Consider the following 26,954-nt stretch of genomic DNA (forward strand, 5'->3'; position numbering starts at 1 on the left):
GCGGTATATGGCATCGCACTTCCCGCATTCGGCTCATCATCCTCGCGGCTTGCCGAGTGCGGAGACGAACTGCACTCCTGGAATATCGGCGAAAATCGAGCCATCCACCACCAGCTTGGATGGGCGGATGCCGGAGCCCAAGTAGAGCTTCGGAATCGAAAGAATATGCTGGTCGACCAGCAGCGGCCAGCCGTCCGGCAAACCAATCGGCGACATGCCACCGGATTCCATGCCGGTCGCTTCCACTGCGGCATCGATTGGCGCAAAGCTCACCTTGGACACCTCCAACGTGTGCTTGACTACACCGTTCAGATCGGCGCGAGTGTCAGCGGTAACGAATGCGGCTGCGAATTCGGGCGGTGCCTTGCGGGTCTTATGCGTGTGGACCACCACCACATTCCCGGTAATGGCAAACGGAACACCATACTTCGGGCACCACAGGTCGGTGTCCGACTCCTCATCGGTGTTGATGGTCACGCCCAGAATCTTGCTCTCCGGCACTCCGGCCGCCACCAATGCGTTCAACTTGTTGAACACCGGTTCGGCCAGCAAATCCCCATCATGCCAGTCCAGAATTTCCAATGTCATAGCGCAATATCCCCTCGATGATTCCTACGAACTGGGGTCCAAGCATAACGAAAGCGCCAGCAGCACATGCCACTGGCGCTATTCGCATTAGCTATGAAGCGTTATTATTCTCACGCCTTTTCATAGGAAAACGGAATAATGTGTGCGGTAGCAAGGCGCACCGAGGGAAGGCGTACGAAGGTACGTCGACCGAGGAGCAACGCAGCTAACGCTCCATTATTCAGTTTTACTCTTCGTCCGGGTCGTAGTCGACGCCAGTCTCAGCGCGCTGCTCGTCGGTGATCGGAGCAGGAGCACCGGTCAGCGGATCGCGGCCGCCGCCAGCCTTCGGGAAGGCGATGACGTCGCGGATGGTGTCGGCACCGGCCAGAATGGACACGGTGCGATCCCAACCAAGGGCGATGCCCGCGTGCGGCGGAGCACCGTACTTGAATGCCTCGAGCAGGAAGCCGAACTTCTCCTGGGCTTCCTCCGGAGAGATGCCCAGCACGTTCAGCACGCGATCCTGAATGTCATCGCGGTGGATACGCACGGAACCGCCGCCCATCTCCTCACCGTTGCAGACGATGTCGTAGGAGTCGGACATGGCGTGCTCAGGATCCTTGTCGAACTTGTCGATCCAATCCTTGCTCGGCATGGTGAACGGGTGGTGCATGGAGGTCCACTTGGAGTGGCCGACTGCAACGTCGTCATCATCCGGGTCATCGGTCGGCTTGAACAGCGGGAAGTCCACAACCCAAGTGAAAGCGAACTTCTTCGGGTCCAGCAGACCCTCACGGCGGGCGAGCTCCACACGGGCGGCACCCAGCAGCAACTGGGAGGATTCGCGGGAACCAGCGGCGAAGAACACGGCATCTCCCGGCTCGGCACCAACGGCCTCGCGCAGGCCAGCGCGCTCTTCTTCGGAAAGGTTCTTGGCCACAGGGCCCTTCAGCTCGCCGTCTTCGGCGAAGACCACGTAGGCGAGGCCCTTGGCGCCGCGCTGCTTGGCCCATTCCTGCCATGCATCGAACTGACGACGAGGCGTGGAAGCGCCGCCCTTGAAGAGCACGGCACCCACGTACGGAGCCTGGAACACGCGGAACGGAGTGTTCTTGAAGTAATCAGTGAGTTCGACCAGCGGGTTGCCGAAACGCAGATCCGGCTTGTCGGAACCGTACTTATCCATGGCTTCCTGCCAGGTGATGCGCGGCAGCGGCAGCTGAACCTCGTAACCAGCGGTCTTCCAGATGGCGGCGATGACCTTCTCGGCCATGGCCATCACGTCTTCCTGATCCACGAAGCTCATCTCCATATCGAGCTGGGTGAACTCAGGCTGACGGTCGGCGCGGAAGTCCTCATCACGGTAGCAGCGAGCCAGCTGATAGTAACGCTCAACGCCGGAGACCATGAGCAGCTGCTTCAGGAGCTGCGGGGACTGCGGCAGGGCGTACCAGGAGCCCGGCACCAGACGTGCCGGCACCAGGAAGTCGCGAGCGCCTTCCGGAGTGGACTTGATGAAGGTCGGTGTCTCGACCTCGGTGAAGTCCATGTCTTCGAGGGCGTGACGAGCTGCCTTGGCCATGTCGGAACGCAGCTTCAGGTTGTGCTGCATGGACGGGCGGCGAAGGTCGAGGTAACGGTACTTCAGACGCACGTCCTCACCGGGCAGCTTGTTCTCGGATTCGTTCTCGAGTGCGGTGGACACCTGGAACGGCAGAGCGTCGGCCTTGGCGAGGATCTCAATGTTCTCGGCCACGACCTCAATCTTGCCGGTGGCAAGATGGGTGTTCTCGTTACCGTCCGGGCGCAGGCGCACCTCACCGGTGACCTGAATAACGAACTCGCTACGCAGCGGGCGGGCCACTTCCTCGTCATAGATAACGACCTGCACCAAGCCGGTGTTGTCGCGAAGGTCGATGAAGGCCACGCCGCCGTGGTCACGACGACGGTCGACCCAACCGGCGAGGGTGACCTTCTGGCCAACCAGTGCCTCGGTCACGTCAGTGGCATGATGTGTTCTGTAAGCCGTCTGGCTCATTGTCTTGTTTCTCCTCGATTTTTCGCGCGAATTCGTCAGATTTCGACGGTTTGCTGGGCAACCACAGTATCCGGTTCCCAAGACGTGCAATCAGCGGCAACCTGCTCGCCGGTAACGATGTTCTTGACCTCGTCGCCAGTGGCTTCACCGTTCTCGCTGTCCGCGGCGCTGGCCGGGAACCATACATAAGGAATACCGAGCTTGTCCGCGTACTTGATCTGCTTGCCGAGCTTGGCCGCGGTAGGAGCCACATCGGTGGCGATGCCGCGGGCACGCAACTGGGCTGCGATACGGTTGGCTGCCGGACGATCCTCCTCATTCCATACAGCCACGAGCACAGCGGCCGGGGATACGCGGTTGGCGTGAGCACCAGCGGTGTGCAGCATGTAGCTCACCAGTCGGCTCAGACCGATGGACAGACCCACGCCTGGGTACTTGCGGTTGCCCTGGGATGCCAGATTGTCGTACCGGCCACCGGAGCAGATGGAGCCAAGGGATGCGGCACCATCGAGGAAGGTCTCATAGACAGAACCGGTGTAGTAATCCAGACCACGGGCGATCTTCAGGTCGGCAATGACCGAACCTGGGCGAATCACAGCGGCTTCGTCCACGATCATGGCCAGCGTATCGAGGCCCTGACGAGCCAGCGCATAAGCTTCCGAATCCTGTGCGATGCCATGTGCGGCGCACAGCGCATCGAACTTTTCCGCCAATTCCTTGCCGTCCGCCGCGGTCAGCTCGGCAAGTTCGAGGCACGCGCGTGCCTGAGCTTCGCTGGCACCGCAGGACTCGGTGAGCAGTCGGGCCACTTCATCGGCACCGATCTTGTCAAGTTTGTCGATCTCACGCAACACGCCTTCGATGTCCGTCAAGCCAAGGCCACGGTAGAAACCTTCGGACAGCTTGCGGTTGTTGGCATGCACGGTCGCCTTCGGCAGACCGAACGCACGCAGCTCCTCCAGAGCGGAAACCATGACCAGCGGCAGCTCGACCTCATAGTGATCCGGCAGGTCGCCGGCACCGATCACGTCGATGTCCGCCTGCACGAACTCGCGGAAGCGGCCTTCCTGCGGGCGTTCGCCACGCCAGACCTTCTGGATCTGCCAGCGCTTGAACGGGAAGGTCAACGCGCCCGAATGCTCGACCACATACCGGCTCAGCGGCACGGTCAGATCGAAGTGCAGACCCAAACGCTCCTCAATGGGAGTGTCGGATTCATGGCCGACTTCCTGCAGACGGCTCAGCAGGTAAATCTCCTTGCTGGTCTCGCCCTTTTTCAGCAGAGAAGCGCCAGTTTCCACCGCTCTGGTCTCAATGCCGATGAAGCCATTGAGCTCAAAAACCTTACGAAGCGTGTCGATAACACGCTGCTCCACAACACGTTCGGAGGGGAGCCACTCCGGGAATCCTGATATTGATGCACCTTTAGCCACGAAATCAATATAATAGGTGAGGGTTGCGTCAAGCCATGCTGTTTTCCAGCATGCGAGGCGCTTCCACTCACTCACACTACGCTTGTAAGGAGCTGGCCATGGCCGACGAGACTGTCACCGAAACCGAAAACACCGCTGCAACCGAAGAGCAGGCAACGACACCCGCACCCGCGGTCAGCGAGGCCAAGCCGACTCCCGCTTCAATGCCGAAGCCGCACGCCCCCTCCCCTGCCGCATTCGCCAAGAAGACCCCGGCCAAGCAGCATGCTGCAGCACCGGCTCAAAACTCCGCTTATTCCGAAGACGACGTCAAGGCCGCTGAGGCTTTCGGCCGCGTGGACGAGAACGGCACCGTATTCGTGAAGGATGGCGAAACCGAGCGCGAGGTCGGCCAGTTCCCGGATGTCTCCAAGGAAGAGGCTCTGGCCCTGTACGCCCGTCGCTTCCTTGATCTGAAGGCCAAGCTCGATCTTCTGGCTGGCCGACTGACCTCCCCGAACATCAAGGCCCGTGAGATTGACGAATCCTTGAAGCTGCTGGGCGAAGAGACCACCGAACCGGCGGTCGTTGGCGATATCGCCGCGCTGAAGGCCCAGTTCGAGGCCCTCAAGGCCGCTGGCGAAGCCAAGAAGACCGAGCTGGCCGAGGCTCGCAAGGCCGCCATCGCCAAGGCCGTCGCCGAGCGTACCGTCATTGTGGAGAAGGCCGAAGCTCTGGCCGCTTCCCTTGGCGACAACACGAACTGGCGTTCCACCGCAGACAAGTTCCGTAACCTGTTCGATGAGTGGCAGAACCACCAGCGCACCACCATCCGCATCGACAAGCCTGAAGCCGAAGCCCTGTGGAAGCGCTTCTCCGCCGCCCGCACCACCTTCAACCAGGCACGCCGCAAGTGGGCTCAGGCTCGCGACAACGAGCGTAACCATGCCAAGGAAGTCAAGGAAGCGATTATCGCCGAAGCCAACGAGCTCAAGGATTCCACCGCTTGGGGCGAGACTTCCCGCAAGTTCAACGATCTGATGGACCGTTGGAAGAAGGCCGGTCGCGCTGGCCGCACCGAGGATGATGAGCTGTGGGCCAAGTTCCGCGAGGCAGCCGACACCTTCTTCAACGCACGTCAGGCCGACCGTGACCAGATGAACACCGCCGAAAAGGAGAACCTGGCCAAGAAGGAAGAGCTGCTGGTCAAGGCCGAGGCTCTGGTGCCGGTCAAGACCGATGCCGAAGCCAAGAAGGCTCGTCAGGAGCTGGCCAAGATCCAGGAGGAATGGGATCAGATTGGCTACGTGCCGCGTGAGGACATGCGTCGCATCGAAAACCGTCTGGATGCCGTGGACAAGCAGATCAAGTCCGTTGAGGATGCTGCTTGGAAGCAGTCCGACCCGGAGGCCGATGCTCGTAAGTCCAGCTTCGAAGAGCAGCTGAACGCTCAGCTCGCCGAGCTGGATGCCAAGATCGCCGCTGAGTCCGACCCGAAGAAGAAGGCCAAGCTGGAGGCTGAGAAGGCCACCAAGGAGCAGTGGCTGAACGCCATCAAGTAATGCCCGAATGTCCGCCTTGGTATAACAACATCGCTTACGCGGTGTAGGCGGTTGTTTCAGGAACGCAATAGTAATGCCCGTCAGATGATTCTGGCGGGCATTGTTATTGTCGGCTGACCTGTGATGACAAGGTCTGGACTGCAATAGGCCAGATGTTGCAGCGTCTTACGCTTTCACGCCAATGGTCGGCATCTTCTTTGGCGCCAATTGCGGATGCGCAGCCAGATACTGCTTCAACGGCTCGCTGTACGACATATTGAGTTCACCGTAATTTGTTCCCGAGCGGAAGGCGTGATAATCATCGCCGCCTTGCAGCAGATAGGAGTTGGACGCCACAATCACCAGATCATCGTCATCGACCGGCTTGCCATCGATCGTCAGATCTTCGATATCCACCGCGCGATCATCATGATCACCATCGAACGCAGTCTCAGCCGGATGATTGCCATCGCCATCCGAATCGCGTTCCACATAGCGGTAGCTGACGTTCGAGGAAATACCGATCCACCGACGGCGCAACTGACCTTCCTTGAAACGGAACTGTTCAGCCAGAACTGACTTCAAATCCCTGCCGGTCAAGGTCTCATGCGCGGCTTTGAACTGCAGAGCCATCAACGAATCCACTTCGCGAACGCTGACCTTGCCGTTACCGTCCAAATCCAGTTTGCCGGTGCGCAGACTACCGTCATTCGAAAAGCCAACTACCGGCAGACGCTCTCCGGCATACAGCGTCCGCTGAATCATCGCCCGGTTGGCATCGGCCACGAGCATGCCAACCGAATCCTCTTGGCCGTTTTCGATGCGCTTATCAAAGTTCGCGCCTGCAGCCAATGTGCCGACGATCGCACCGCCCACTTGTGCCGCATGCGCATGAGCCACCGCATACATGCGCTGCGAACGGTCGACCATGCTCTCGCCTGTCGAGCCGGCGGACATCCAAGCCGATTGCGTGGTATGCGCGTCCAATCCTTCCACACGAATCACACCCGGCACCGTGGGCGATGCCTGTTCGGTACCGTTGCCCAAATCCACGTTCTCAACGGTTACCTTGGCACGGCGTCCAGATCCGGTAATGACCAAATCCTGTACCGCCATAGCCCTGCCGAAGCTTCCGGCTTCATAGATTGGCGCTCCCCCATCCGTATGCCCGAACTTCACCGCATGCGTATGTCCGGTGTACGCCACATCAACATCCTTGCCAAGACCTTGTGCAGCCGTGGCATCGGCGTGAATCAGCGCCACCACCGCATCCACTTTGCCGGACTGCTTGAGCTCGTGCGCCACGCGATTGACCGCATCCACAGCGCGTTCGTCCAAATCAGCGTCCTTTGTGATCTGCGGCGTCGCCACCGAACCCAGCGCGTCAGTCAGTGCACCCACGAATCCGATGCGCTTACCGTTCACGTCACGAATCGCATAATCCTTGACATTGCTCAACTTGCCGCCCTGAGCCTTGTTGCGCGCGGACACGTTGGCGCATAACCAGTCAATGCCGTTGGCGGGTGCTGCGATGCGATTGTTGAAGTCGGCCACGGAGCGATCGAACTCATGATTACCGACCGCCGAAATCGTCAATCCCCAGGCTTTCGCCATATCCAGCGTCGGCTGATCCTTGGCCACCGCGGAATCGTACGGGGAGCCGCCAACCAGATCGCCAGTGGACACTGGCACCATATTGTCTGGATTGTGGCTGTCGGCAAGCGTGAACGCCGCAGCATTATCCGCGCCACGTTCAATATGCCCATGAAAATCGGTGATATCCGCAATGGTCACCGTACGGGTGCCTGTTGCGGCATCATTCCCGGAAAAAGGAACGGTTCCCGCCGCCCCTGCCACAGCATTGGGAACAATGAGAACCGTAAGAACAGTCGATATGATTGCAGCTATGGCGACCCCCGGCCGCCTGCCGGACCACATGCGCCGGCGATTCATGCCCTTGCTCACACTTGTACGCTATGGCTGCTAGTTGAACGGTTTTCCGCGCTCATTTAACGTGGAAGTGAACTCTTAGCGACTTCTATGTTGCCTGCGAAATCAATACGCGTCCGAATCCTCACTATGTACGCGACACCATGGTTCTCACGCAAACATAGTGTCTGTTTACTCCATGGAATCCTCACTATGTACGCGACACCATGGTTCTCACGCAAACATAGTGTCTGTTTACTCCATGGAATCCTCACTATGTACGCGACACCACGGTTCACCCGCAGACATAGTGAGGAATTGCATCTGATGAGGTTCAGAACAGAGGCGTTTCTCGCATATCCCGACTGTTACACTTCCCTAACGTGAATACACCGATTGAGCATACCGAGCACACCCGTACCGTAGCCGACCTGTTCGTGGAATGCCTTGTCAACGAAGGCGTGGAAACCATGTACGGCATCCCCGGCGAAGAGAACATTCCGCTGATGGAAGCCATCGCGCGCGACGGGCGCATTCGTTTCATTCTAACGCGCCATGAACAGGGCGCCGGCTTCATGGCCGCCACACAAGGCCATTTGACCGGCAAACCCGGCGTCTGCCTGGCCACGCTGGGCCCCGGCGCGCTGAATCTCACACTGCCTGTGGCGCAGGCAAACGCCAGCACCACGCCGCTGGTTGCGATTTGCGCGCAGGGCAATGTGAGCCGCTTGTATAAGGAATCGCATCAGATTGTTGATTTGGTCTCCGTGTTCCGTCCGCTCACCCAGTGGACTTCGATGATTGTGGAGCCGGCTTCCGTGCCGGAAATGGTGCGCAAGGCTTTCTCCATCTCCCAGCGCAATCGTCCGGGTGCCACGTGCCTGATCCTGCCAGAGGACGTGGCCGAGATGCCAGCTCCCGCGGATGCGCGTCCGCTGCCATTGCCGAATCCGATGAGCTTCGCCCCTACGAACGACACGATCGCCCGCGCCGTAAGCATTATCCGCGGCGCCAAGCATCCAATCATCCTTGCCGGCAATGGTGTGGCCCGCGGTCATGCCGAGAATCGACTGCTGGCTTTGGCTGAGCAGCTCAACGTGCCGGTGGCCACCACGTTCGAAGGCAAGGGCGTAATCTCCGATCGCATTCCGCTGGCTCTTGGCGTAGTGGGCTTCATGCGCCACGATTACGAGAATTTCGCCTTTGACGAGGCGGATCTAATCATCGCCGTCGGCTTCTCCATCCAGCAGTTCGACCCGAAGAAGATCAACCCGAACGACGATAAGACCATCATCCATATCAACACGTTCATCGAAGATACGGATGCGCATTATTCCACCGCGTTGAACATCATGGGCAACATCGATGCCACGCTGCAGGCCTTGATTGCACAACTGCATGCCGAACGTGTGACGTTTGGCGTTTCGCATCCCAAGATTCATGAGCTGCTGGAGCACGAATACACGTCGTATGCGGATGATGATTCGTTCCCGATGAAGCCGCAGCGCATCGTGGCCGATACTCGCCGCGCAATGGAAACGGATACGGATATTGCTTTGGTGGATACGGGCGCCCTGAAAATGTGGATGGCTCGCCTCTACCCCACGTATTACTCGAACACCTGCGTAATCGACAACTCCCTGTCCACGATGGCTTGGACGCTGCCCGGTGCCGTAGCGGCCTCGCTGGAGAACCCTGGGCGTCCGGTGCTCGCGGTGATGGGTGACGGCTCGTTCATGATGAATGTGCAGGAGATCGAAACCGCCGTGCGCGTAGGCGCGCGCATCGTGATTCTGGTGTGGGTGGACGAGGCATATGGCCTCATCAAATGGAAGATGGATCTGCATGACGGCGGCCACGAGTATGTGGACTTCAATAATCCGGATGTGGTGGAGCTGGGCATGAGCTTCGGTGCCAAGGGCCATTTGATTGAGTCCGCTGACCAGCTTTACCCCACGCTGCGCTCGGCATTGCGCTCAGGCTCCGGTATCGATATCATCGCCTGCCCGGTCGATTACTCCGAAAACATGAAGCTTATCGAAAAGCTTGGCGAGGTGGACTTCTCGGGCTGAGCCGTTAAAAAACAGTCCGGTGGACTGTTTTTAGGCTCAGCCGAGCGGCGACAGCCGCGAGGTAACATTGAGCCTCGTCACAGACGAGTCCATAATTGCAGGACTGAGCCATTAAGCGTACAGTCCAGTGAACTGTACGTAGCATCGGCCTGAGTGCGGCGACAGCCAAACAAAGGAATGACTGAACCACCATCAGGCTCTCCTTATCAGGGTCGCTGTCACCGTAGGTGATTGAAAGGTAGCCCAGTACATAAGATAAGCGCCTCGGTTCCACTTACGGAACCGAGGCGCTTATCTTATGCGTTGTCAGCTGGATTATTCAGCAGGCTGCTCTCCAGCGTCGCCGCTATCGGCGGCTGGTGCTGAGTCATCCGCAGCCGGTGCGCTGACCAGTTCCGGCTTGTCGCCTTCACTGGTTTCGGCGTCAGTGCCAGCTACATCATCAGCCTTGGCTGGCTCCTCGAACTTCTCACCCTTGAAGGTGAACTCGCCTAGGATGCCCTCGCCTTCAGCATCAACCACCACACGCTGGCCGTCTTCGAGATCGCCCATCAGAATCTTCTCAGAAATGGCATCCTCGATGTCGCGCTGAATCACGCGGCGCAGCGGACGTGCACCGAGCAGCGGGTCGAAGCCCTTCTGCGCAAGCAGATCCTTGGCGGCATCGGTGAGTTCGAGCGACATATGGCGATCGAACAGGCGGTCGTTGAGCTGCTTGACGTCCAGATCGACGATCTGACGCACCTGCGGCTCGGTGAGCTGCTTGAAGACGATGATGTCGTCCAGACGGTTCAGGAACTCCGGACGGAACTGCTGCTTGAGTTCGGAGCTGACCTGATCCTTCATGCGCTGGTAGCTGGACTCGGTGTTGGCGCCCAGGTTGAAGCCGGTGTTGGCCGCCTTCGCGATGTCGCGAGTACCAAGGTTGGTGGTGAGGATGATGATGGTGTTCTTGAAGTCCACCTTGCGGCCCTGACCATCGGTCAGGTGGCCATCATCCAGCACCTGCAACAGCGTGTTGAAGATATCCGGGTGAGCCTTCTCGATCTCATCGAACAGCACTACGGAGAACGGCTTACGGCGCACCTTTTCGGTGAGCTCACCGCCCTCTTCGTAGCCAACGTATCCCGGAGGCGCACCGAAGAGACGCGAGGCCGCGTACTTTTCGGAGAACTCGGACATGTCCACGCGAATCAGCGCGTCCTCATCGTCAAACAGGAACTCGGCGAGGGTCTTGGCCAGTTCGGTCTTACCCACGCCAGTCGGACCGGCGAAGATGAACGAACCGGACGGACGCTTCGGATCCTTCAAGCCCACACGGGTACGACGAATCGAACGGGACAGTGCGGAAACCGCTTCATCCTGGCCGATGATGCGCTTGTGCAGCTCGGCTTCCATGTTGAGCAGCTTCTTGGACTCGGCCTGAGTCAGCTTGAACACCGGAATACCAGTGGTGGAGCTGATGACCTCGGCAATCACGTCCTCGTCCACAACCATCTTGACGTCGGACTCGCCTTCGCGCCAGGAATCTTCCTTGGCCTTACGCTCAGACTCAAGTTTCTCCTGATTATCGCGCAGCTTGGCGGCGTTCTCGAAGTCCTGAGCCTTGATGGCCTCATCCTTCTTGGCCGCCACCTTGGCAATCTTCTCGTCAAGTTCCTTAAGCTCCGGCGGGGCGGTCAGACGCTTGATGCGCAGACGTGCACCAGCCTCATCAATCAGATCGATAGCCTTATCAGGCAGGTTGCGATCCTGAATATAGCGGCTGGAAAGTTCGGCTGCGGACTGCAGCGCACCATCAGTGATAGTCACATGGTGATGGTTCTCGTAACGGGAACGCAAACCCTTCAGGATTTCGATAGTCTCGGCGATGGTGGGCTCGTGCACCTGAATGGGCTGGAAACGACGTTCCAGAGCCGCATCCTTTTCGATGTACTTGCGGTACTCGTCGGTGGTGGTGGCACCAATGGTCTGGAGCTCGCCACGAGCCAGCATCGGCTTCAGCATATCGGATGCACCCAAAGCACCATCTGCAGAGCCAGCGCCCACAATGGTGTGAATCTCATCGATGAACAGCACGATGTCGCCACGGGTCTTGATTTCCTTGAGCACCTTCTTCAGGCGTTCCTCGAAATCACCACGGTAGCGGGAACCAGCCACCATGGAACCCAGATCCAACGAATAGACCTGCTTGCCCTTCAGAGTCTCCGGCACATCACCGGCATTGATCTTCTGAGCCAATCCTTCGACCACAGCGGTCTTACCCACGCCGGGCTCGCCAATCAGCACCGGATTGTTCTTAGTGCGGCGGGAGAGCACCACCATAACGCGCTCGATCTCGTTGGTGCGGCCAATCACCGGGTCCAGCTTGCCTTCGGCAGCCTCCTGCGTGAGGTTACGGCCGAACTGGTCGAGAATCGCGGAACCGGACTTGTTCTGCTTATCAGCAACACCGCCGGCGTTGGCCAAATCACCCTTACCATCGCCGGAAGTGCCGGAGTTACCGCGAATCATATCGATGGTGGCGCTGCGAAGTTCACCCAAGTCAACGCCCATCTTGATGAGCACCTGGGTGCCAACGCCTTCGCCTTCACGAATCAGGCCGAGCAGAATATGCTCAGTGCCAATGTAGCTATGACCCAGCTGCAGGGCTTCACGAAGCGAAAACTCCAGTACCTGCTTGGCGTGCGGAGTAAAGGGGATGTGCCCGTTCGGAGCAGCGTTGCCCTTGCCGATCATCTCTTCAACCTGCTTGCGGGTGGCGTCAAGCTCCACGCCCTTCGATGCGAGCGCCTTGGCGGCCACGCCCTCGCCCTCACGAATCAGGCCGAGCAGCAGGTGTTCGGTGCCGATGTAGTTGTGCTGAAGAGACCTTGCCTCTTCCTGCGCCAACACAATCACGCGCCGTGCACGGTCGGTAAACCGTTCGAACATGCTTGTCCTTCCTCAATAGACATTCCGTTTTACTCTACCGATTCACGGTGACGTTTATTCACCTGATTCCATGAATTGCGCCGTAAGCGGGAAAGAAAACGATATGCTGGACTTATATTCATCATCCGCACTGATGCCAAAGGAGGTTGTGATGACTGAATTGAACACCAAGGCCGACATTGTGGTTGGCGTCGACGGCTCGGATGAGTCCTTTGCCGCATTGAAATGGGCTGTTGAGGAGGCTTCCCTGACCGGTCAAAGCGTTAATGCCGTGTTCGGCTGGACGCAGTCATGGGATATGGGAGGAGAACCGGATAGCGAAGAGGCATGGGCTAAAATCCGCCATGACATTGCCAACGAACTTCGCGAATGGGTGGAGCGTGCCACCAAAGGCATCGATTTCGATCCGGCGAACCTGAAGCTCACCTCGGTGAAGGCATCCGGCACCACTGCCCTGCTGCAAATCGGTCACGATGCACAGCAGATCGTCGTCGGACGTCGTTCGCTGAGTCGTGTGGCCCGCTGGTTCCTGGGTTCCTTGTCCGCTTCACTTGCCGAGGAAGCCGAAGTGCCGGTTACCGTGGTGCGTTTGAGCGGCAGTGAGGAGGAGAGCGTCACCGATGCCATCGCCAATGCATTGACTCCCGGCGATGAGCCGGTGCATTACGAGCCACAGTCTCCGGTAACCGAACCCAGCACCCGTCCGATTGTGGTCGGCGTCGATGGTTCCGAGACATCCCGTAGAGCTTTTGATTTCGCCTTGGAAGAGGCTCGCATCCATCATCGTCCGCTGCACGTGATGTTCTGCTGGCAGTTGCGCGACCTTGGCGTAGTGCCCGGCTATGAGAACGCCGTGCCGTCGGTTGAGGTCGGACAGCAACGCGCTGAAGAACTGCTGCAAGGGCTGATGGCCAAGGCTACCGTTCCTGCCGACGTGCCAGTGACCGCGAACGCCTTCCACATCCGTGCCTCCAAGGGACTGATTGCGGCTTCGCGCTACGCCTCGCATCTGGTGGTCGGCTCGCGTGGCCTCTCCGGCTTGGACGCGCACTTCCTTGGTTCGGTGTCCCGTCAGATCGTCAACTTCGCCGAATGCACGGTGACCGTGGTGCACTGAATGATGCACTGATCTAATCAGCCATTTCTCTGATGCAGCATTACGCCAGATGGTGAGATCCCCGTCAATCTCAACATCTGGCTTTGTTGTAAGCCCAAGGCCTTCACTTCCACCATGAATCCTCATTGACCATCGGTGAATATCATTTGAGACACCGCCTCGGGCTGGGCATTGATTGGAACGCTCAGCCCTTAATAGAAATCAATAAGATGGGCGGTGGGGCTCCCCTTCATTAGTCTCGCCGTCCATTTCCATATTGTAGTTCCATAGCGTTCTCTGGGTTAGCTCTGTATGGAACATCACAATTCACTGGCGTTTTCTATCGATAATGCTGCATCGAAGCAACATATCACTCTGGATGCGATTCCTCCAGTGCCCCCCTCGAGGGTTTCTGCCCTCTTCCAATGCCTATGTCACCCTCTTGAAAGTCTCTGGATTCCCATCCAATGCCGCCAACTTTCCCTCGGGGGTCCCTGAATCCTCTTCAATGCCGCCGACTTCCCCTCGGGGGTCCCTGAATCCTCTTCCAACGCCTCTATTGCCCTCTCGAGAGTCCCTGTTTATCCACTTCATCCCCTCCAGCGCGGTAAATTCTCGAGGAAAACGGCCATCCCGAGATTTCGCCGCACTGAGGGAAGCTAAGCGCGGTGAAATCTCGAAAAGAACCCATTGCCCGAGAAATTACCGCACTGACGACAGCTCAGCGCGGTAATTTCTCGAAATCAACGATTGTTTCGAGAATTTACCGCGCCGAGAGGTGCGAAAATACGGTTTTCCTCGAAACGAAAGAACCCCATTCGCCGTAACAGCATAACCGCTACCGCTCAAGGACCACGCTCATCGTCTCACCGTCATACATCCATGTGGCTTTGATGCCGCCCCACGAATCGGTGAGCGTTCCATCCAGTGCTCGTGTCTTCGACATCTTCGCGTGAACCGAGTCCGGCATGCCGAGCTTGTCAAACACGCACGTGGCGATGTCGGCATTGTAATCCGTGATTTCAGCGGTCAGCGTTTTCCCGCCATCACTAATCTCGAACATACTCGGGTCTTCGTTGACATTGAGGTTCCAATGCTCCGAATCAAATTGACTCTGGCACGAATCAATCGCGCCTTGGAACGAACGATGCGAAACCCTCAGATAGAAGAACACGCAAAACGCCAAGACCACCACGCACGCTGCCGCAATCACCACAAGACGCGTGTTCTTATCCAGACTGTTCCATCCACTTGACTTTGCTGTGGCAGCTGTGGCAACCGCGGCAACTGACGGAGCCGAGTTTGGCATCGCTCCCGGCTGAGCCCCCGCAGCAGACGAACCGACTGCTTGCTGCACGAATGGGCCGCTCCCTGGCGACTGCGGCGTTGATGACTGCGGCGATATCTGCGACAGCACTGATGACTGCAGCGATTGTGCTGACGCCACCTGTGCTGACGGCACCTGTGCTGACGGCACCTGCGCCGAGGCCAACGGCATCGCCCCTACCTCGGCCGCCACCAGTTTCGTGCCGCACTGCGGACAGAATTGCTGTCCTGGCACCGCTTGGGCTCCACATTTATGGCAAAACATCGCGCCCGTCCTCTCCTTGTTTTTCCTCATCACTCGTCTTTTTCACTGATCAGCAGCAGGATGCCGCTGACCAGGTTCACAAAAATCAATGTGCATACGGCAAACGTGGTGGTGTTCGGTTTCTCACCGGTGGAGATCTTCCAGCCGTACAGGGTCATTGGAATCATCCAAGCCAAGCAAATCAGGAACAGGATGGAGCTCGCACCCACTTCCGTAAACCCAGTGAGACCCAGCAATCCATACCCTGCGCAGAACACAATATCGACGATGGCGGCAATCAAACGCAGCGTATAGTCTCGGCTGGTTTGTATGTAGCCTTTTGGCGTGAACGTGGGCGCAGGCTGCTGTACGTAGATGTACTGCGGCTGAGGCTGTGGTCCACCGTACTGCTGCGTCGGCGGTTGGAATTGCGTCTGCGACGGCTGTCCGCTCGGCGGCATCGCCTGCTGCTGCGCTTGCTGCCCGGCAGACTGCGGCATCGTTGGTGACTGCGGCATCGCCGGTGACTGTGCCGATGCCGCGAAGTTCGCCGTCGCAGCCGGCTGCTGCACTGGCTGAGCTGACGATGGGACAGAAGAAGGCACCGACCGTGCAGCGATTAGCTTGGCCCCGCATTTGAGACAAAACACCTGACCGGGAATGCTGGTTCTGGCACCGCACTGACCACAGTACGGTGGCACTGCTGCGTCCTTTGCTTGAGCTACGGTCGATGCCTCGTTCTTTGGCAGCTCCGCCCCACATTTGAGGCAGAATCGCTGTCCTTCAATCGGAGCATCGGCCCCGCACTTACTGCAAACCATGCGCCTTTTCCTTTCTCCAATAACCTTGCCAACCGAAAAACAAAGCATCATCCCACTTCATCGGGGTCCCACATACCGTTGCTGTTCTCGTCGACTTGGATATAGCAATACGAACATGAGGGTTTAAGATTGTTTTCTTTGCCAAATGGCAGATGATTCATCTTCCCTGCATCCATATCCGCTTTGATTTCGCTGCAAGGGATAATCATGCCGCTATTGCCCGCCATGCACCCACTATTCTTATATTGCTCATATCCTGGCGTGTCCGCATCATCGGCAGCAGTGGACGAATCAGACTCGTCGTTGGAATCTGAAGCATCAGAAGAATCACCTGATGAGCTTGAGTCTCCGGAAGCCGACCTCATATGGCAATAAATGATGCTGTTCACCAGATCCGTGTCGCAGCGGGCCTCCAAATCACCGCCCAACGACTCATAATCAATGCTGCCCAAGGCATTCTGCGCGGCATCGCCATAATAGGAATTATGTTTTGCAGCGATGCTGATCACGTGTGTGGTCAGCGTCATGCCTTCGGTAAGCTGATCGTTTGACTGGTCCTCGGCATCACTGATACCCGCGCGCGACGCAATGCAGCCCAGCAGCATCGGCGCGGAATAATCATTGGAATTCTCGCTTACATCAAAAGACAGCGACAAATGATCATGCTCATCGGTGAACGTCGCCGTACCATTGTCTACCGCCCAACCGCATCCGGAAGCCACTTTTGCAGTAAGCGGGTCGCCGCTGGGCGTGTCAGAGGAATCAGAAGAATCAGAGGAATCCGAGGTCTGAGATGATTCCGCTGACTCGGCATCGGATTGATCGCGAATCATGGAGAATACACCGAGCGCAACGAGCCCGAGGAACAGCACGATGCCGACGATAATGATGATGCGGAATCGTTTCTTCGTATCGTCGAATGTCGCCGTGGTCGGGGTATCGGCGTCAGTATTCGGTTGCAGTTCGGCAGGCACAGGAGTAACCGAATCGGAGTCGAATTCCGCGGCATCGTCCAAAACCGTGGAGTCGGCAGCGCCAGAATCAACCGTACTGCCGGCAGCGACGGCAGAATCTACAGTGCCAGTACCGGTGCCGGTGCCAGTACCAGTACCAGTACCATCCATGGTGTCTGCAGTGCTGATCCCGTCCGCAGCACCGATAGCAGCATCGATAGCGTCCGTGTCCAACGCTCGCACCGTGGATGATTCGTGTACTTGGTCGCTGGACTGCGGCTCCACTGGTGATGATGCCGCTTCCCCAGCTGCTTGCTGCTGCACCGCGGCCAGCGAATGACCGCAGCTTGGGCAGAAGACAGCAGACTCCACTGTGATATAGGACCCGCAAAATGGGCAGAACATGCGATACGCTCCTTTGACCAATTGAGAGATTCCACCGATGTGATGCCAACGCTTCAGGCAATCAATCTGGCAGTGCACTTAGCAACATCATCATTGCTTGTAGAACACCGTGGCATCGGAAACCGGGTTTGTACCGTAGCTGTCGTAATCAGAATCCGACCCATAGACACCATCTTCGAGTTCACGTATGGAGTTCACTGAACCGACGATGAGATACGCCTTTGAGGAATCAGGAAGATCAGAGGAATCAATATTGAATCCTCTGAGCAACACATCGGTACTGTTAGCACCTTGCCCCGCAACCGCCATCAGATCCATGCCTGCCGGAGCATAGTACAGATGCTGCTCAGTGCAGTCCGATTGCATCATCGAGCCGCACATCTCATCATGCAGACCGGCTTTCAAATAGATTGATTTAATGACCGATGGCAGCAATGTTTCCGCTTGATAGTTGAAGTCCAACTCTAGTGGCCCTGCATCAAATAGCGGATTGCTACCGCCACCTGCATACTTCACAGTGCCGTATACGTAATCCGTTGGTGCATGTGCCACCTGCAGACACGCACCGTCTTTGCGACAATAGGTTCCGTCCAGCGCGTCGCTGCCATTCGTCGGATTGCCCATGCTCAAGCCATCCCACAACTGTTTGAAATTCGAATACAAATCCAGCTGCTTTTGCGTATCGCTTTGCTGTGCTTGCACCGTCTTGTTGACCTCGGCAAGCACACTCGTCATCGTCTTCACCTGCGCCTGATACTGTGCCGCAGTCGTGCGCAGCTGATCGGTTGACGTTGCGGCACATGATTCCTTGCCTACCTTGTCCGCCAACGCGCGCAATTCATCAACGTGCGCATCATCGGTATCCTGTGCGACCTTGCCCAGCGCATCATCGGCATTGCTGCGAGCCTTGACCAATCGTTGATACTGTTCGGAACAGTACGCTGATGCAGCATTCCACTCATCGATCTCACGCTGGCGCATCGGAGCCGCCCAAGCCAACGTGGCGATGCTGATTGCCACGGCAGCCAGCGAGGCAATCATCGATACGATGAACGGAGCCCACGACGGCTGTTTCGACGGGATCGTTGCAGCTTCAGCCGGTAATTGTTCGGCAGTCGATGCTGTGGCTTCGTTACTGTCCTGCGTAGTTTCCTGAGGATTGGATACGACAGCACTAGTGCCAGCGGCATCAGCATCGCCAGTATCAGTGCTCTGAGCATCAGCCGGCGCTTCGTCTGCGCTGGACTGCTGCTCATCTGGCACATCCATGCCGATGGCTGTGGCAATCTCATCCAAAGTGATCGGTAATGGCTTCGCTTCCTGATATGCGTGTTTTCTGCCGGCGAAGTCATTCCTCAGGTCGGCTTTCACCATCGCATCACCGAAGCTTGACGCCGAATCCGATTGCTTGAGCACACGAATCACATACGCTGGATTGCGCAATTTTTCAGGCAACCGGCGTTCCAAAGGCGCGATGGCCTCTTCAATCCCCTGCTGCATGTCGCGGGCTTCTGCCGCTTCCTGTTCAGCCGTGCGGAGCGCGGCAAAGCAGGAACGGAATCTGAGCAGCGCCACTATGTTCGCAATGAACAGGACTGCCGATACGCCGGCGACGCTCCACGCAATCTGCCACATGGAGGGTAGTTGGTAATTGAGTATTGCCCATAATGTAATGCCCGCGGCAATGGCGCAGATTATGGAACATATGAGAGCAACGCGCACGGCTATGCGCACATGAGTCAGCTTGGAGCGCAGCTTCTCAGCCTCGTCGATGGCGACCTGGGCGTCTTCCATCCCCTGATAGGCATCGCGCAGAATAGCGAAAGCCTTGACCGCCTGGTCGTTTTCGAGACCAATCAGATGCACTGTGTTGATGGGAGGCACTTTGCGAGGCTTTGGGCGAGCTGCTGCTGGCTTGGATGCTGCAGAAAATGGTGCTGGCGTCGTAGATGGTGACTTCGATGTTGATGCTGCAGCTGCAGCTGTTGACGCCGCCACTGCTGACGATGCTGCCGTTGCGATCGGCACCCGTGACTGTTGAGCATTCGAGGTGTGCGCTGCTGAATTGTTCTGAACAATCGCAGCCAATGATTTGCCACATTTCGGGCAGAACAGCGGATCATCAGCGTCAATCTTGAATCCACAGAATGGGCAGAATATCGTACTCATTAATCAACCCTCCCGCGACTATGCGAAACAGCAAGGAGAGCGCACGCTCAACCCTTCTTCTGGCTTTGACGCTACCCCCCCCCCGAGGTGGTTTGTCAAACGACAGAGAGTCGAACACATGTACGACAATGCGATGCGTGCTTGCGAGCTATGTTCCACCAACAATGTGGATAACTCGGCAAGCTCGAACCACATACCCCGGTTCAGCTTGAAGAACTCGGCACCATTGTTTTAGCGTCGCAGTATGAAGGAACACAAAGGAGTGTCGGCATTGTTGCGAGCCGCCGAGTATGAAAAACGCTGCGCCATCGGAGACGGCGGCAGGCTTAGCGATGCCTTGCAGCGTCGCGTCCACACCAGAGAAATCGTGTCACCATATCCTAATCTGTTCGCGTCAGCGCAGTACTGGACCTCGCTAACGCCGGAAGACCAGTCATTGCATTGCATTCGCGCATTAGCGCAGTTGCATCCGCAATGGGTGTTCGCAGGGCTGAGCGCTACATGCATATACGGTTATCAGCATGCCTATTCCTTGCATGACGGGTCGATCAGCATTGCCAGTACCGGAGGGCTTACCCATAGGGACTTCAAACAATTACGACGTATCTATATGAATACAATCCCCAGTTGGCAGTGCAATGGCATCTTCGTCACTTCGCCGGCGCGCACACTTATCGACTGCGCGACTCTTCCTTTTGAACGCGCGATCGCCATTTATGATTCGGCGTTACGCGCCAAGCACGTTTCCAAGACGGACATCGATACGCTCAGGCTGCAAACTCGATGCGACGAACAGGCGGTGAAACGACTGCTGCTACACGCTAATCCGTTGCGAGAGAATGGTGGTGGATCATGGGTCTATGCACGTATAATTCGACTCGGCTATGCCGAACCACTCTTTCAGGTTGAATTCGAGAATCCCGATAACGCATCGCTGCCGTACCGGGTGGACTTCTGCTGGAAACTGGCTGACGGACGAATCATCGTGGCCGAATACGACGGCATGGCAAAATACGCCGATACCAGCAATCCGAATCGTGCGAATATGCAAGCGAAGCTTGAATACGAGCGACAGCGTGAACGACGCATCAAAGCGCAAGGTGTCACAACGATTGTTCACTTGTTCTTTGAGCAGGTGGCCAATCTCAATCAGTTGGATGCCAAACTGGCTGATGCTGGAGTACCAAAAATACGGTGAAGCTACGTATGTTCATTTCACGGAACGTCGAGAATATCAAGAACACCTGATGAGCGCTATGTGGACGATTATCGATACAGTACCCGACCTTATTTGGCACGATATCGACTTCCCCATGTGCTCGTCATCTCCCAGCGCGGTAAATTCTCGAGGAAAACGGCCATCCCGAGATTTCACCGCACTGAGGGAAGCTAAGCGCGGTGAAATCTCGAAAAGAACCCATTGCCCGAGAAATTACCGCACTGACGACAGCTCAGCGCGGTAATTTCTCGAAATCAACGATTGTTTCGAGAATTTACCGCGCTGAGTTATTAACGTTCGTTGTCGGAAGGTGTCTCAGAAACGGTGTTCGAAACACTGTCGGCAGTGATACCCGAAGGACTGTCAGACGCAGTATCCAAAGACGTGTCGGAAACGGTGTCCGAAGCGAACTCGGAAACGGCATCCAAAGACGCATCGGAAGGCGTCTCAGAAGCCGCGTCCGAATCCGTCTCGGAATCAGTATCCGGGACAGTGCCGGAAGCACTATTAGAATCAGCCTCGGAGGCGCTACCGGAATCAACGCCAGATTCGTCCCCGGAATCGTCGGAATCATCCACCGTATCAGCCGTAATGACGGAATCGTCAGTATCGGCATCGACCGCGGAATCAGAATCGTCAATACGGCTTTGACGCAGCTGCTCAATCAAATCAATGACGGTTTCAAGTTCCGGAGTCACTTCTTCAGTAACTTCGGCATCATCGTCATCCTCAAAATCGTCGTCACCGGTATCGATGGCGGTGTTGTTGATGATGTCCTCTTCGGTGGCCTCGTCATCGTCAGTGTCCGATTCCGCATCAGCATCCGACTGCTCACCATCAACGGCATCAACGGATTCAACGGAAGCACCGGCACCCACGGCTTCAGTTGCAACGTCATCAACGACAATATCGTTATCAGCCGCACCATTGTCAGTGTCCGCGGCATTATCGACGTTCGCATCAGCCTCAGCAACGCCATCCTGAGCTGCAGCAGCATCACTGACTTCATCAACAGGTGCCGTACTTTCAGCAGCACGAACCTTAGGCTCTGACTCACCTTCGGCATCGCTGGACTGAGACTCAGGCTGAGACTCAGACTGAGTCTGGGACTGAGACTCCGAGTCCGAATCAATGCCGGACTCAGCCGCTTCCTCAGTCTTACGCGCCTTCGGACGGGCCACGATATCGATATGCAGGTCATCCAACGCCGGCTTGGACTGCACCCACAGGTGGCTCGGCTCGGGAGGCTCGATTTCGGAATGCTCGCCGCATCCATGGTCCAACGAGACCACACGGCCATCGTCCGGACTCCATTTGTTGGCGCACACGCCGAACATACGATCCAGTTCGCCGGTCAACGGCACAAAGAACCCGCAATCGGAGCATAGATTGCCGTCCGCGGTTTTGGTGCTCAACGCCTTGGGACCACGCGGCCCTTCATACCAACGCTTGGCAGCCTGTGCACGACCCAACGGGCTCAGCACATGGCGGCGCGTCAGGCGAAACGTCTCCGCAGCATCGTTGACATCCGGCACGGAGGATTCCTCCACTTCGCCGGTTTCCAAACGCTCGTCGTCAGGTTCGGTGCCGATCGAGTCGGTGGGCGACAGATCCGTGGGCTCCAAACGGTCCTTCCACGGAATCCACTTCGGCGGCAGCAACGCATCTTCGGTAGGAATCAGTGAGGATTCGTTGACGGTCCAGGAGTCCAGCTCAATATCGTGATACAGCGTCACCGACCACTGCCAACCCTCATAACCGCGAATATGTGCGGCAAACCGGAAGTCGGTAACATGATCTTCAAGCTCGTTGGCTTGAACGAACTCGCCTACCTGCTCGGGCTCATCAGCCACTTCCAGCAGTACCGCATGGGCAATGGCGCGAGGATCCGGCGTCACCGAGGATTCGTCTGTAGTTTCGGCCGTGGTTTCGATGGTGTCACTCATGAGTGGAATCAGCCGCCCTATCAGTCCTGAACGTCGAATTGGTCTGCCACTGCACGCAGCAATCCCGCCAGCTTCTTGCTTTCGGCGGCGGAAGGATAGCGGTGGCGACGCAGCGTGTTGCCTGCGGAATCAAGCATCTTAATGAGGTCTTCGCAGATGGCAGCCATATCATCCGGCTTCGGACGAGTGGCCTTGACTAGGCTCGGCGTCGAAGCGATCAGCTGCACGCCCATTGCCTGAGGGCCACGGCGGCCATCCACCACGGAATACTCCACCTTGGCACCCTTGCGCAGCGTAGTGGCGCCGGAGGGTAGGGCCTGAGCCGGCAGGAACACATCCTTGCCTTCCTCACTGGTGATGAAGCCATACCCCTTGGCTGCGTCAAACCAACGAACTCGACCGGTGGGCATTGCAAAACCTTCCTTAGTGCTTAGGGAATAATGAACTGAAGGAACAGTGTACCTCACAGGCCTTGACCGACGCTACTTGGCAGGAACGTCTTTCGCTTTGCGCTCACCGGAGAACCATGATGTTTTTGCCTTTGATTCCTTGGCGCTGGCGCCCGAAGCCGTTTGCGCCGGCTGTGCTGGTGCGATGCGCTCGACCGGCAGGATCACGGTAAAGGTCAAGCCGCCTCCATCGGTACCGGTGGCGCAGATGAATCCATGATGTGCCTTGACCACGGATTGTGCGATAGCCATACCCAAGCCGGTACCGCCCTTCTGACGGGCACGCGATGGGTCGGCTGTGTAGAATCGTTCGAAAATCTTCGAGCGCGATTCCGCCGGCACGCCCGGGCCATGATCGATGAATCGCAGCACCGCATACCGGTAGCCGGTTTGCATTGACTGCCCGACTTCCGCAGCATCGATAAAGCGTCGCATGGACGCCTCGGTGGTGGGCATCTGGGCAAGCTGCCGCGGATCGATGGCTGCTGGAATCATGCCAAGAGCCACTTCGGCTGGGGAATCATCCGGCGTATACCGATGGATGTTTCCCACGATATTGGTGACTACCTGGCGCAACCGTGACGCGTCGCCGTGCAAGGTGACCGCATCCCAATCGCCGGCTGCCAGCTGCAATGAGGCTGGATGACTCAGATCCTGTGCCGGCATCAGCTGCAGTCGATTACGGGTGATGGCTCGATCAGGGTCGAGTGCATGCAGGTCATCCATCGCATCGGTGACCAGCGACGACAGGTTCACCGTGCCGGTCACATCAATGCCACGCCCCTCATCCAGACGAGCGAGAGAGAGCAAATCCTCCACCAGCACGGTCATGCGCTGGCTGGAACGTTCGATATGTTCGATGGATTCGTCCGCTCGCTCCAGTGCCCCCGGCATGTCACGCTGCATTTTGTAGAGTTCCGCATACCCGTGGATGGCCGCCAATGGCGTACGCAATTCATGACTGGCATCGGAGACGAATCGCTTCATTTTCTCGGTGGTTTCCTCTTGCTCATGGAAACTCACTTCGATTCTGGTCAGCATGGTGTTGAGCGATGCCGCCAAAGAGCCGACTTCCGTATTCTCCGGTGCGGATGGAATACGCTGGCTCAAATCCCCGGCGGCGATTTTCGCGGCGGTTTTCTCCATACGCTTCAATGGCTGCAGGGTGTGCTGGATGATCAATGTGGACAGGGATCCGCCCAGCAATACCACGGCGATGCCCACCACGATGCAGTAGTAGGTCAGGGTTTTCAAGGTGTCGATCTGATCGGACATGGACAGTCCGATGTAGACCACACCACGAACTTTCTCCGCGCCGTTGGTCTTGATGGTCCATTCTTTGGCGATGATGCGCCACGGAGCGCTGGCAGCGGTCACCGCCGCATGATTGGCACCCGGCTTCGGATTCGAGAGTACTTTGGTCACGGAATCCGAGGAATCCGAACTTCCCGGAGCCGGGCTGCCGGAAGCGTCGGGGGAAGGAGTGGTACCGGTGGACCCATTAGCGTTTCCGGTGCCGTTTGTGCCGCTGTCATTGCCGGAAGCATCAGAGGAGGAGCCACTGGAGGATTCGCTGGCTTGCACTTCCACCACCTGCTTGGCCACGGCCGGGGCCGTGAATACCTTGCCCAGCGTGATGCCATCGGTGTTGCCGTACGTGGGAAGTACCGGAACCGAGACGATCCCGTCTTGCAGCTGCGGCAGCAATGGGGTTACCACCAGTGGCTTGCCGTCCGCATCGGTGGTGCCATCGGTGTACTGAATCTGCAAGAAATATGAATTCGGACCGGACAGTCCGCTGGAATTATCCGTCTTGGAAAGCCAGTCGATGTTGTTGAACACCAGATTGGCCTGCTGGGAAAGCTGGCTATCGGTTTTCTCCAACATATAGTTGCCCACGAGCGCACGCAGCGAGAACGAAATCACCGTAATGCCTACCAGCAGCACGGCGATGGTGGCGGCCATGAGCTTGCCGCCCAACGATATGCGGTCGAAATGCTGGAAGAAGATGTTCTTCTTGCGTTCGTGATGTTCCCGGACTCGTTGGGCGACCTGGTCACGGGGGCTTAATTGAGACTGCTGCTGCCCCATCTGCGGCGTCGGAACTGCTGGCTGCTGCGGATTAGTCATGGTGATAGTCCATATGGTGATAGTCCATCGCCAAGATCAGCGCTTGGGTTCGCGAATCATATAGCCGATGCCGCGCTTGGTTTCGATCAGCGGGGTGACCTTGTGCTTTTCGCCGTTTTCGTCGGTGACTTCCACACCGTCGACCTTCTTGCGCAGGTAGGAAATGTACGATTCCACGATGGCGGCGTCGCCACCCCAGTCATACTGCCAAACATGATCCAGAATCTGGGCTTTGGAAAGCACGCGGCCTTCGTTATCCATGAGATAGCGCAGCAGTTTGTACTCGGTGGGGCTCAAGTCGATAGGCTGGCCTGCACGGGTCACGTCGTGGGAATCCTCGTTGATTTCCAAATCAGCCACGCGGATGATCGGATCATCCTCAACCTGTTCGCGGGTGCGGCGCAGAATGGCGCGGATACGAGCCACTACTTCTTCCAAGCTGAACGGCTTGGTCACGTAATCGTCGCCACCCACGGTCAGACCCATGATCTTGTCTTGCGTATCATCGCGTGCGGTGAGGAACAGGACCGGTGCGTTAATGCCTTCCTGCCTGATACGGCGGGTTACGGTGAATCCGTCGATATCAGGCAGCATGACATCGAGCACAATAAGATCCGGCTGGACCTTCTCGATCACTTCAATGGCCTCGGAACCGGAGGCCGCGGTGTTCACCTCGAATCCGGCGAAATGCAGCGAGGCAACCAGCAGTTCGCGGATGGACGGCTCGTCGTCAACAACAACAATCGATGCTTCAATAGGCTTACTCATGTTTCCTAGAGTGGCGCGGCCATCTGGGTGTTTCCTGAATGCCGGCTTGGAAGTTATTCGTTGTCGGCGTTTTCGGTGCCTGTTTCAGAATCCGTTTCAGAATCGTGGGACTCCTGGGCTTCCTGTTCAGCCGCCTCACGTGCCTTCCTTCTGGCCTTGCGTTCGGCGATTCGAGCCTTCCTTGCCTTCTTCTCAGCACTGGTCAATGCCTGGCGGTTGGCGCGACGCGGCTTCTTGCCCTTGCTACGCACACGGATGATGATCATCAGGACCACCACAATCACCAGAATCACCAGCACCACAACCATGACGATGATGCCGATGGTGATGGAGGAACTCGACGTGGAGGTCTTCTTGGACTGTACAATCTGATCCATCATGGCGGTTGCCGCGCCGGCCCAATCCGGGTCGTCCTTCATCAGCGGTTCCTGGGCAGCGGCGGAAAGCTTGTCTACCGTATCCTGGCTCTTCAACCATTCATCGGAGTTCGATGACACCGCAACGACGAGATTGCCATCGTTCGAGGCAACGGCCAGCATCACCGTGTTGGCCTTGGGCTTGGTGGATTCCAACACATTGCTCGCCCATTTCTGTGGAGTCTGGTCACTGTTGAAGCTCGACAGGTACAGCAAATGCACATGAACGCCGGTTTCCTGCTCGGTTTTGGCAATGGCATCGGATACCTCAGCCGCATGGGAGCCCAGCAGGTTCTCCGTATCGGTGATGTTGTCGGTAATGGTCACACCGCTGTCCGAACTGGTCGAGCTGTTCGAACTGTTCGAATCCCCAGAACCACTGTCTGAGTTATCCCCATATGCCACGGCGGTAAGCCACACACAGCTCAACACCAGCGCCATCAGCATGCAAATGGCTCCAACAAGCCATTTTGAGACCCTGCGATCCTGCCGCGACACTACGTCTGGGGAAGCTAG

At 57.3% G+C, this 26,954-nt stretch carries 17 protein-coding genes and 1 pseudogene; 4 read left to right on the forward strand and 14 right to left on the reverse strand.

All coding sequences use genetic code 11. The annotated features are described in order from the left end of the window. Positions 1-36: 36 nt before the first annotated feature. The 3 genes from JS530_RS05465 to hisS form a co-directional block, all read right to left on the reverse strand. Positions 37-588, reverse strand: coding sequence for a YbaK/EbsC family protein (locus JS530_RS05465; protein ID WP_214376182.1), 552 nt, complete (start codon positions 586-588; stop codon positions 37-39). 226 nt (positions 589-814) lie between these two features. Continuing rightward, complete coding sequence (aspS, locus tag JS530_RS05470; protein ID WP_214376183.1) at positions 815-2,608, reverse strand: aspartate--tRNA ligase; 1,794 nt, start codon at positions 2,606-2,608, stop codon at positions 815-817. 35 nt (positions 2,609-2,643) lie between these two features. Then, positions 2,644-4,041 (reverse strand): histidine--tRNA ligase, encoded by a 1,398-nt coding sequence (hisS, locus tag JS530_RS05475; RefSeq protein ID WP_033890447.1) that lies wholly within the window; start codon positions 4,039-4,041, stop codon positions 2,644-2,646. 98 nt (positions 4,042-4,139) lie between these two features. On the opposite strand from hisS, the gene JS530_RS05480 reads away from it, so the two are divergent. After that, the gene (locus JS530_RS05480; RefSeq protein WP_214376184.1) at positions 4,140-5,582 is read left to right on the forward strand and encodes a DUF349 domain-containing protein; all 1,443 of its coding nucleotides are present in this window, start codon (positions 4,140-4,142) and stop codon (positions 5,580-5,582) included. Positions 5,583-5,747: 165 nt separating this feature from the next. Here the strand turns inward: JS530_RS05480 and JS530_RS05485 are convergent, their stop codons facing one another. Further along, on the reverse strand, positions 5,748-7,514 hold the full coding sequence (locus tag JS530_RS05485; RefSeq protein WP_214376185.1) for a bifunctional metallophosphatase/5'-nucleotidase: 1,767 nt from the start codon (positions 7,512-7,514) through the stop codon (positions 5,748-5,750). 359 nt (positions 7,515-7,873) lie between these two features. Here JS530_RS05485 and JS530_RS05490 point away from each other — a divergent pair, with 359 nt between their 5' ends. Continuing rightward, positions 7,874-9,562 carry an acetolactate synthase large subunit gene (locus tag JS530_RS05490; RefSeq protein ID WP_214376186.1) on the forward strand — a complete coding sequence of 563 codons (1,689 nt, stop codon included), beginning with the start codon at positions 7,874-7,876 and terminating at the stop codon, positions 9,560-9,562. Between the two features lie 315 nt (positions 9,563-9,877). Here the strand turns inward: JS530_RS05490 and JS530_RS05495 are convergent, their stop codons facing one another. After that, complete coding sequence (locus JS530_RS05495; protein WP_214376187.1) at positions 9,878-12,496, reverse strand: ATP-dependent Clp protease ATP-binding subunit; 2,619 nt, start codon at positions 12,494-12,496, stop codon at positions 9,878-9,880. Between the two features lie 151 nt (positions 12,497-12,647). On the opposite strand from JS530_RS05495, the gene JS530_RS05500 reads away from it, so the two are divergent. Further along, entirely contained in the window at positions 12,648-13,613 is a 966-nt protein-coding gene (locus tag JS530_RS05500) for a universal stress protein (protein WP_214376188.1), read from the forward strand. Between the two features lie 817 nt (positions 13,614-14,430). Here the strand turns inward: JS530_RS05500 and JS530_RS05505 are convergent. From JS530_RS05505 to JS530_RS05520, 4 genes are all read right to left on the reverse strand, one after another. After that, the gene (locus JS530_RS05505) at positions 14,431-15,213 is read right to left on the reverse strand and encodes a zinc ribbon domain-containing protein (RefSeq protein WP_214376189.1); all 783 of its coding nucleotides are present in this window, start codon (positions 15,211-15,213) and stop codon (positions 14,431-14,433) included. Then, entirely contained in the window at positions 15,213-15,983 is a 771-nt protein-coding gene (locus JS530_RS10805) for a zinc ribbon domain-containing protein (RefSeq protein WP_240541106.1), read from the reverse strand. The genes JS530_RS05505 and JS530_RS10805 overlap by 1 nt, the downstream gene beginning before the upstream one ends. Positions 15,984-16,030: 47 nt before the next feature. Then, positions 16,031-17,341, reverse strand: a complete 1,311-nt coding sequence (locus tag JS530_RS05515; RefSeq protein WP_214376190.1) for a zinc ribbon domain-containing protein — start codon at positions 17,339-17,341, stop codon at positions 16,031-16,033. Between the two features lie 90 nt (positions 17,342-17,431). After that, positions 17,432-19,225 carry a hypothetical protein gene (locus JS530_RS05520; RefSeq protein WP_214376191.1) on the reverse strand — a complete coding sequence of 598 codons (1,794 nt, stop codon included), beginning with the start codon at positions 19,223-19,225 and terminating at the stop codon, positions 17,432-17,434. Positions 19,226-19,772: 547 nt separating this feature from the next. Here JS530_RS05520 and JS530_RS05525 point away from each other — a divergent pair. Further along, positions 19,773-20,708 carry a hypothetical protein gene (locus JS530_RS05525; protein ID WP_342590058.1) on the forward strand — a complete coding sequence of 312 codons (936 nt, stop codon included), beginning with the start codon at positions 19,773-19,775 and terminating at the stop codon, positions 20,706-20,708. An 812-nt stretch (positions 20,709-21,520) separates the two neighbouring features. On the opposite strand, the pseudogene JS530_RS10985 reads toward JS530_RS05525, so the two are convergent. The 5 genes and pseudogenes from JS530_RS10985 to JS530_RS05550 form a co-directional block, all read right to left on the reverse strand. Next, positions 21,521-22,675 (reverse strand): annotated as a pseudogene (locus JS530_RS10985) (DUF3027 domain-containing protein); the annotation flags it as partial. Between the two features lie 20 nt (positions 22,676-22,695). Further along, positions 22,696-23,085, reverse strand: coding sequence for a cold-shock protein (locus tag JS530_RS05535; RefSeq protein WP_214376193.1), 390 nt, complete (start codon positions 23,083-23,085; stop codon positions 22,696-22,698). 72 nt (positions 23,086-23,157) lie between these two features. After that, on the reverse strand, positions 23,158-25,260 hold the full coding sequence (locus JS530_RS05540) for a sensor histidine kinase (protein ID WP_425350858.1): 2,103 nt from the start codon (positions 25,258-25,260) through the stop codon (positions 23,158-23,160). Positions 25,261-25,290: 30 nt separating this feature from the next. Beyond that, positions 25,291-26,022 carry a response regulator transcription factor gene (locus tag JS530_RS05545; RefSeq protein WP_214376194.1) on the reverse strand — a complete coding sequence of 244 codons (732 nt, stop codon included), beginning with the start codon at positions 26,020-26,022 and terminating at the stop codon, positions 25,291-25,293. A 53-nt stretch (positions 26,023-26,075) separates the two neighbouring features. After that, positions 26,076-26,858: a TPM domain-containing protein gene (locus JS530_RS05550; protein WP_214376335.1), complete on the reverse strand. Its 783-nt coding sequence runs from the start codon at positions 26,856-26,858 to the stop codon at positions 26,076-26,078. Positions 26,859-26,954: the final 96 nt, after the last annotated feature.

The sequence above is a fragment of the Bifidobacterium colobi genome (genome assembly GCF_018555455.1).
Lineage (GTDB): Bacteria > Actinomycetota > Actinomycetes > Actinomycetales > Bifidobacteriaceae > Bifidobacterium > Bifidobacterium colobi.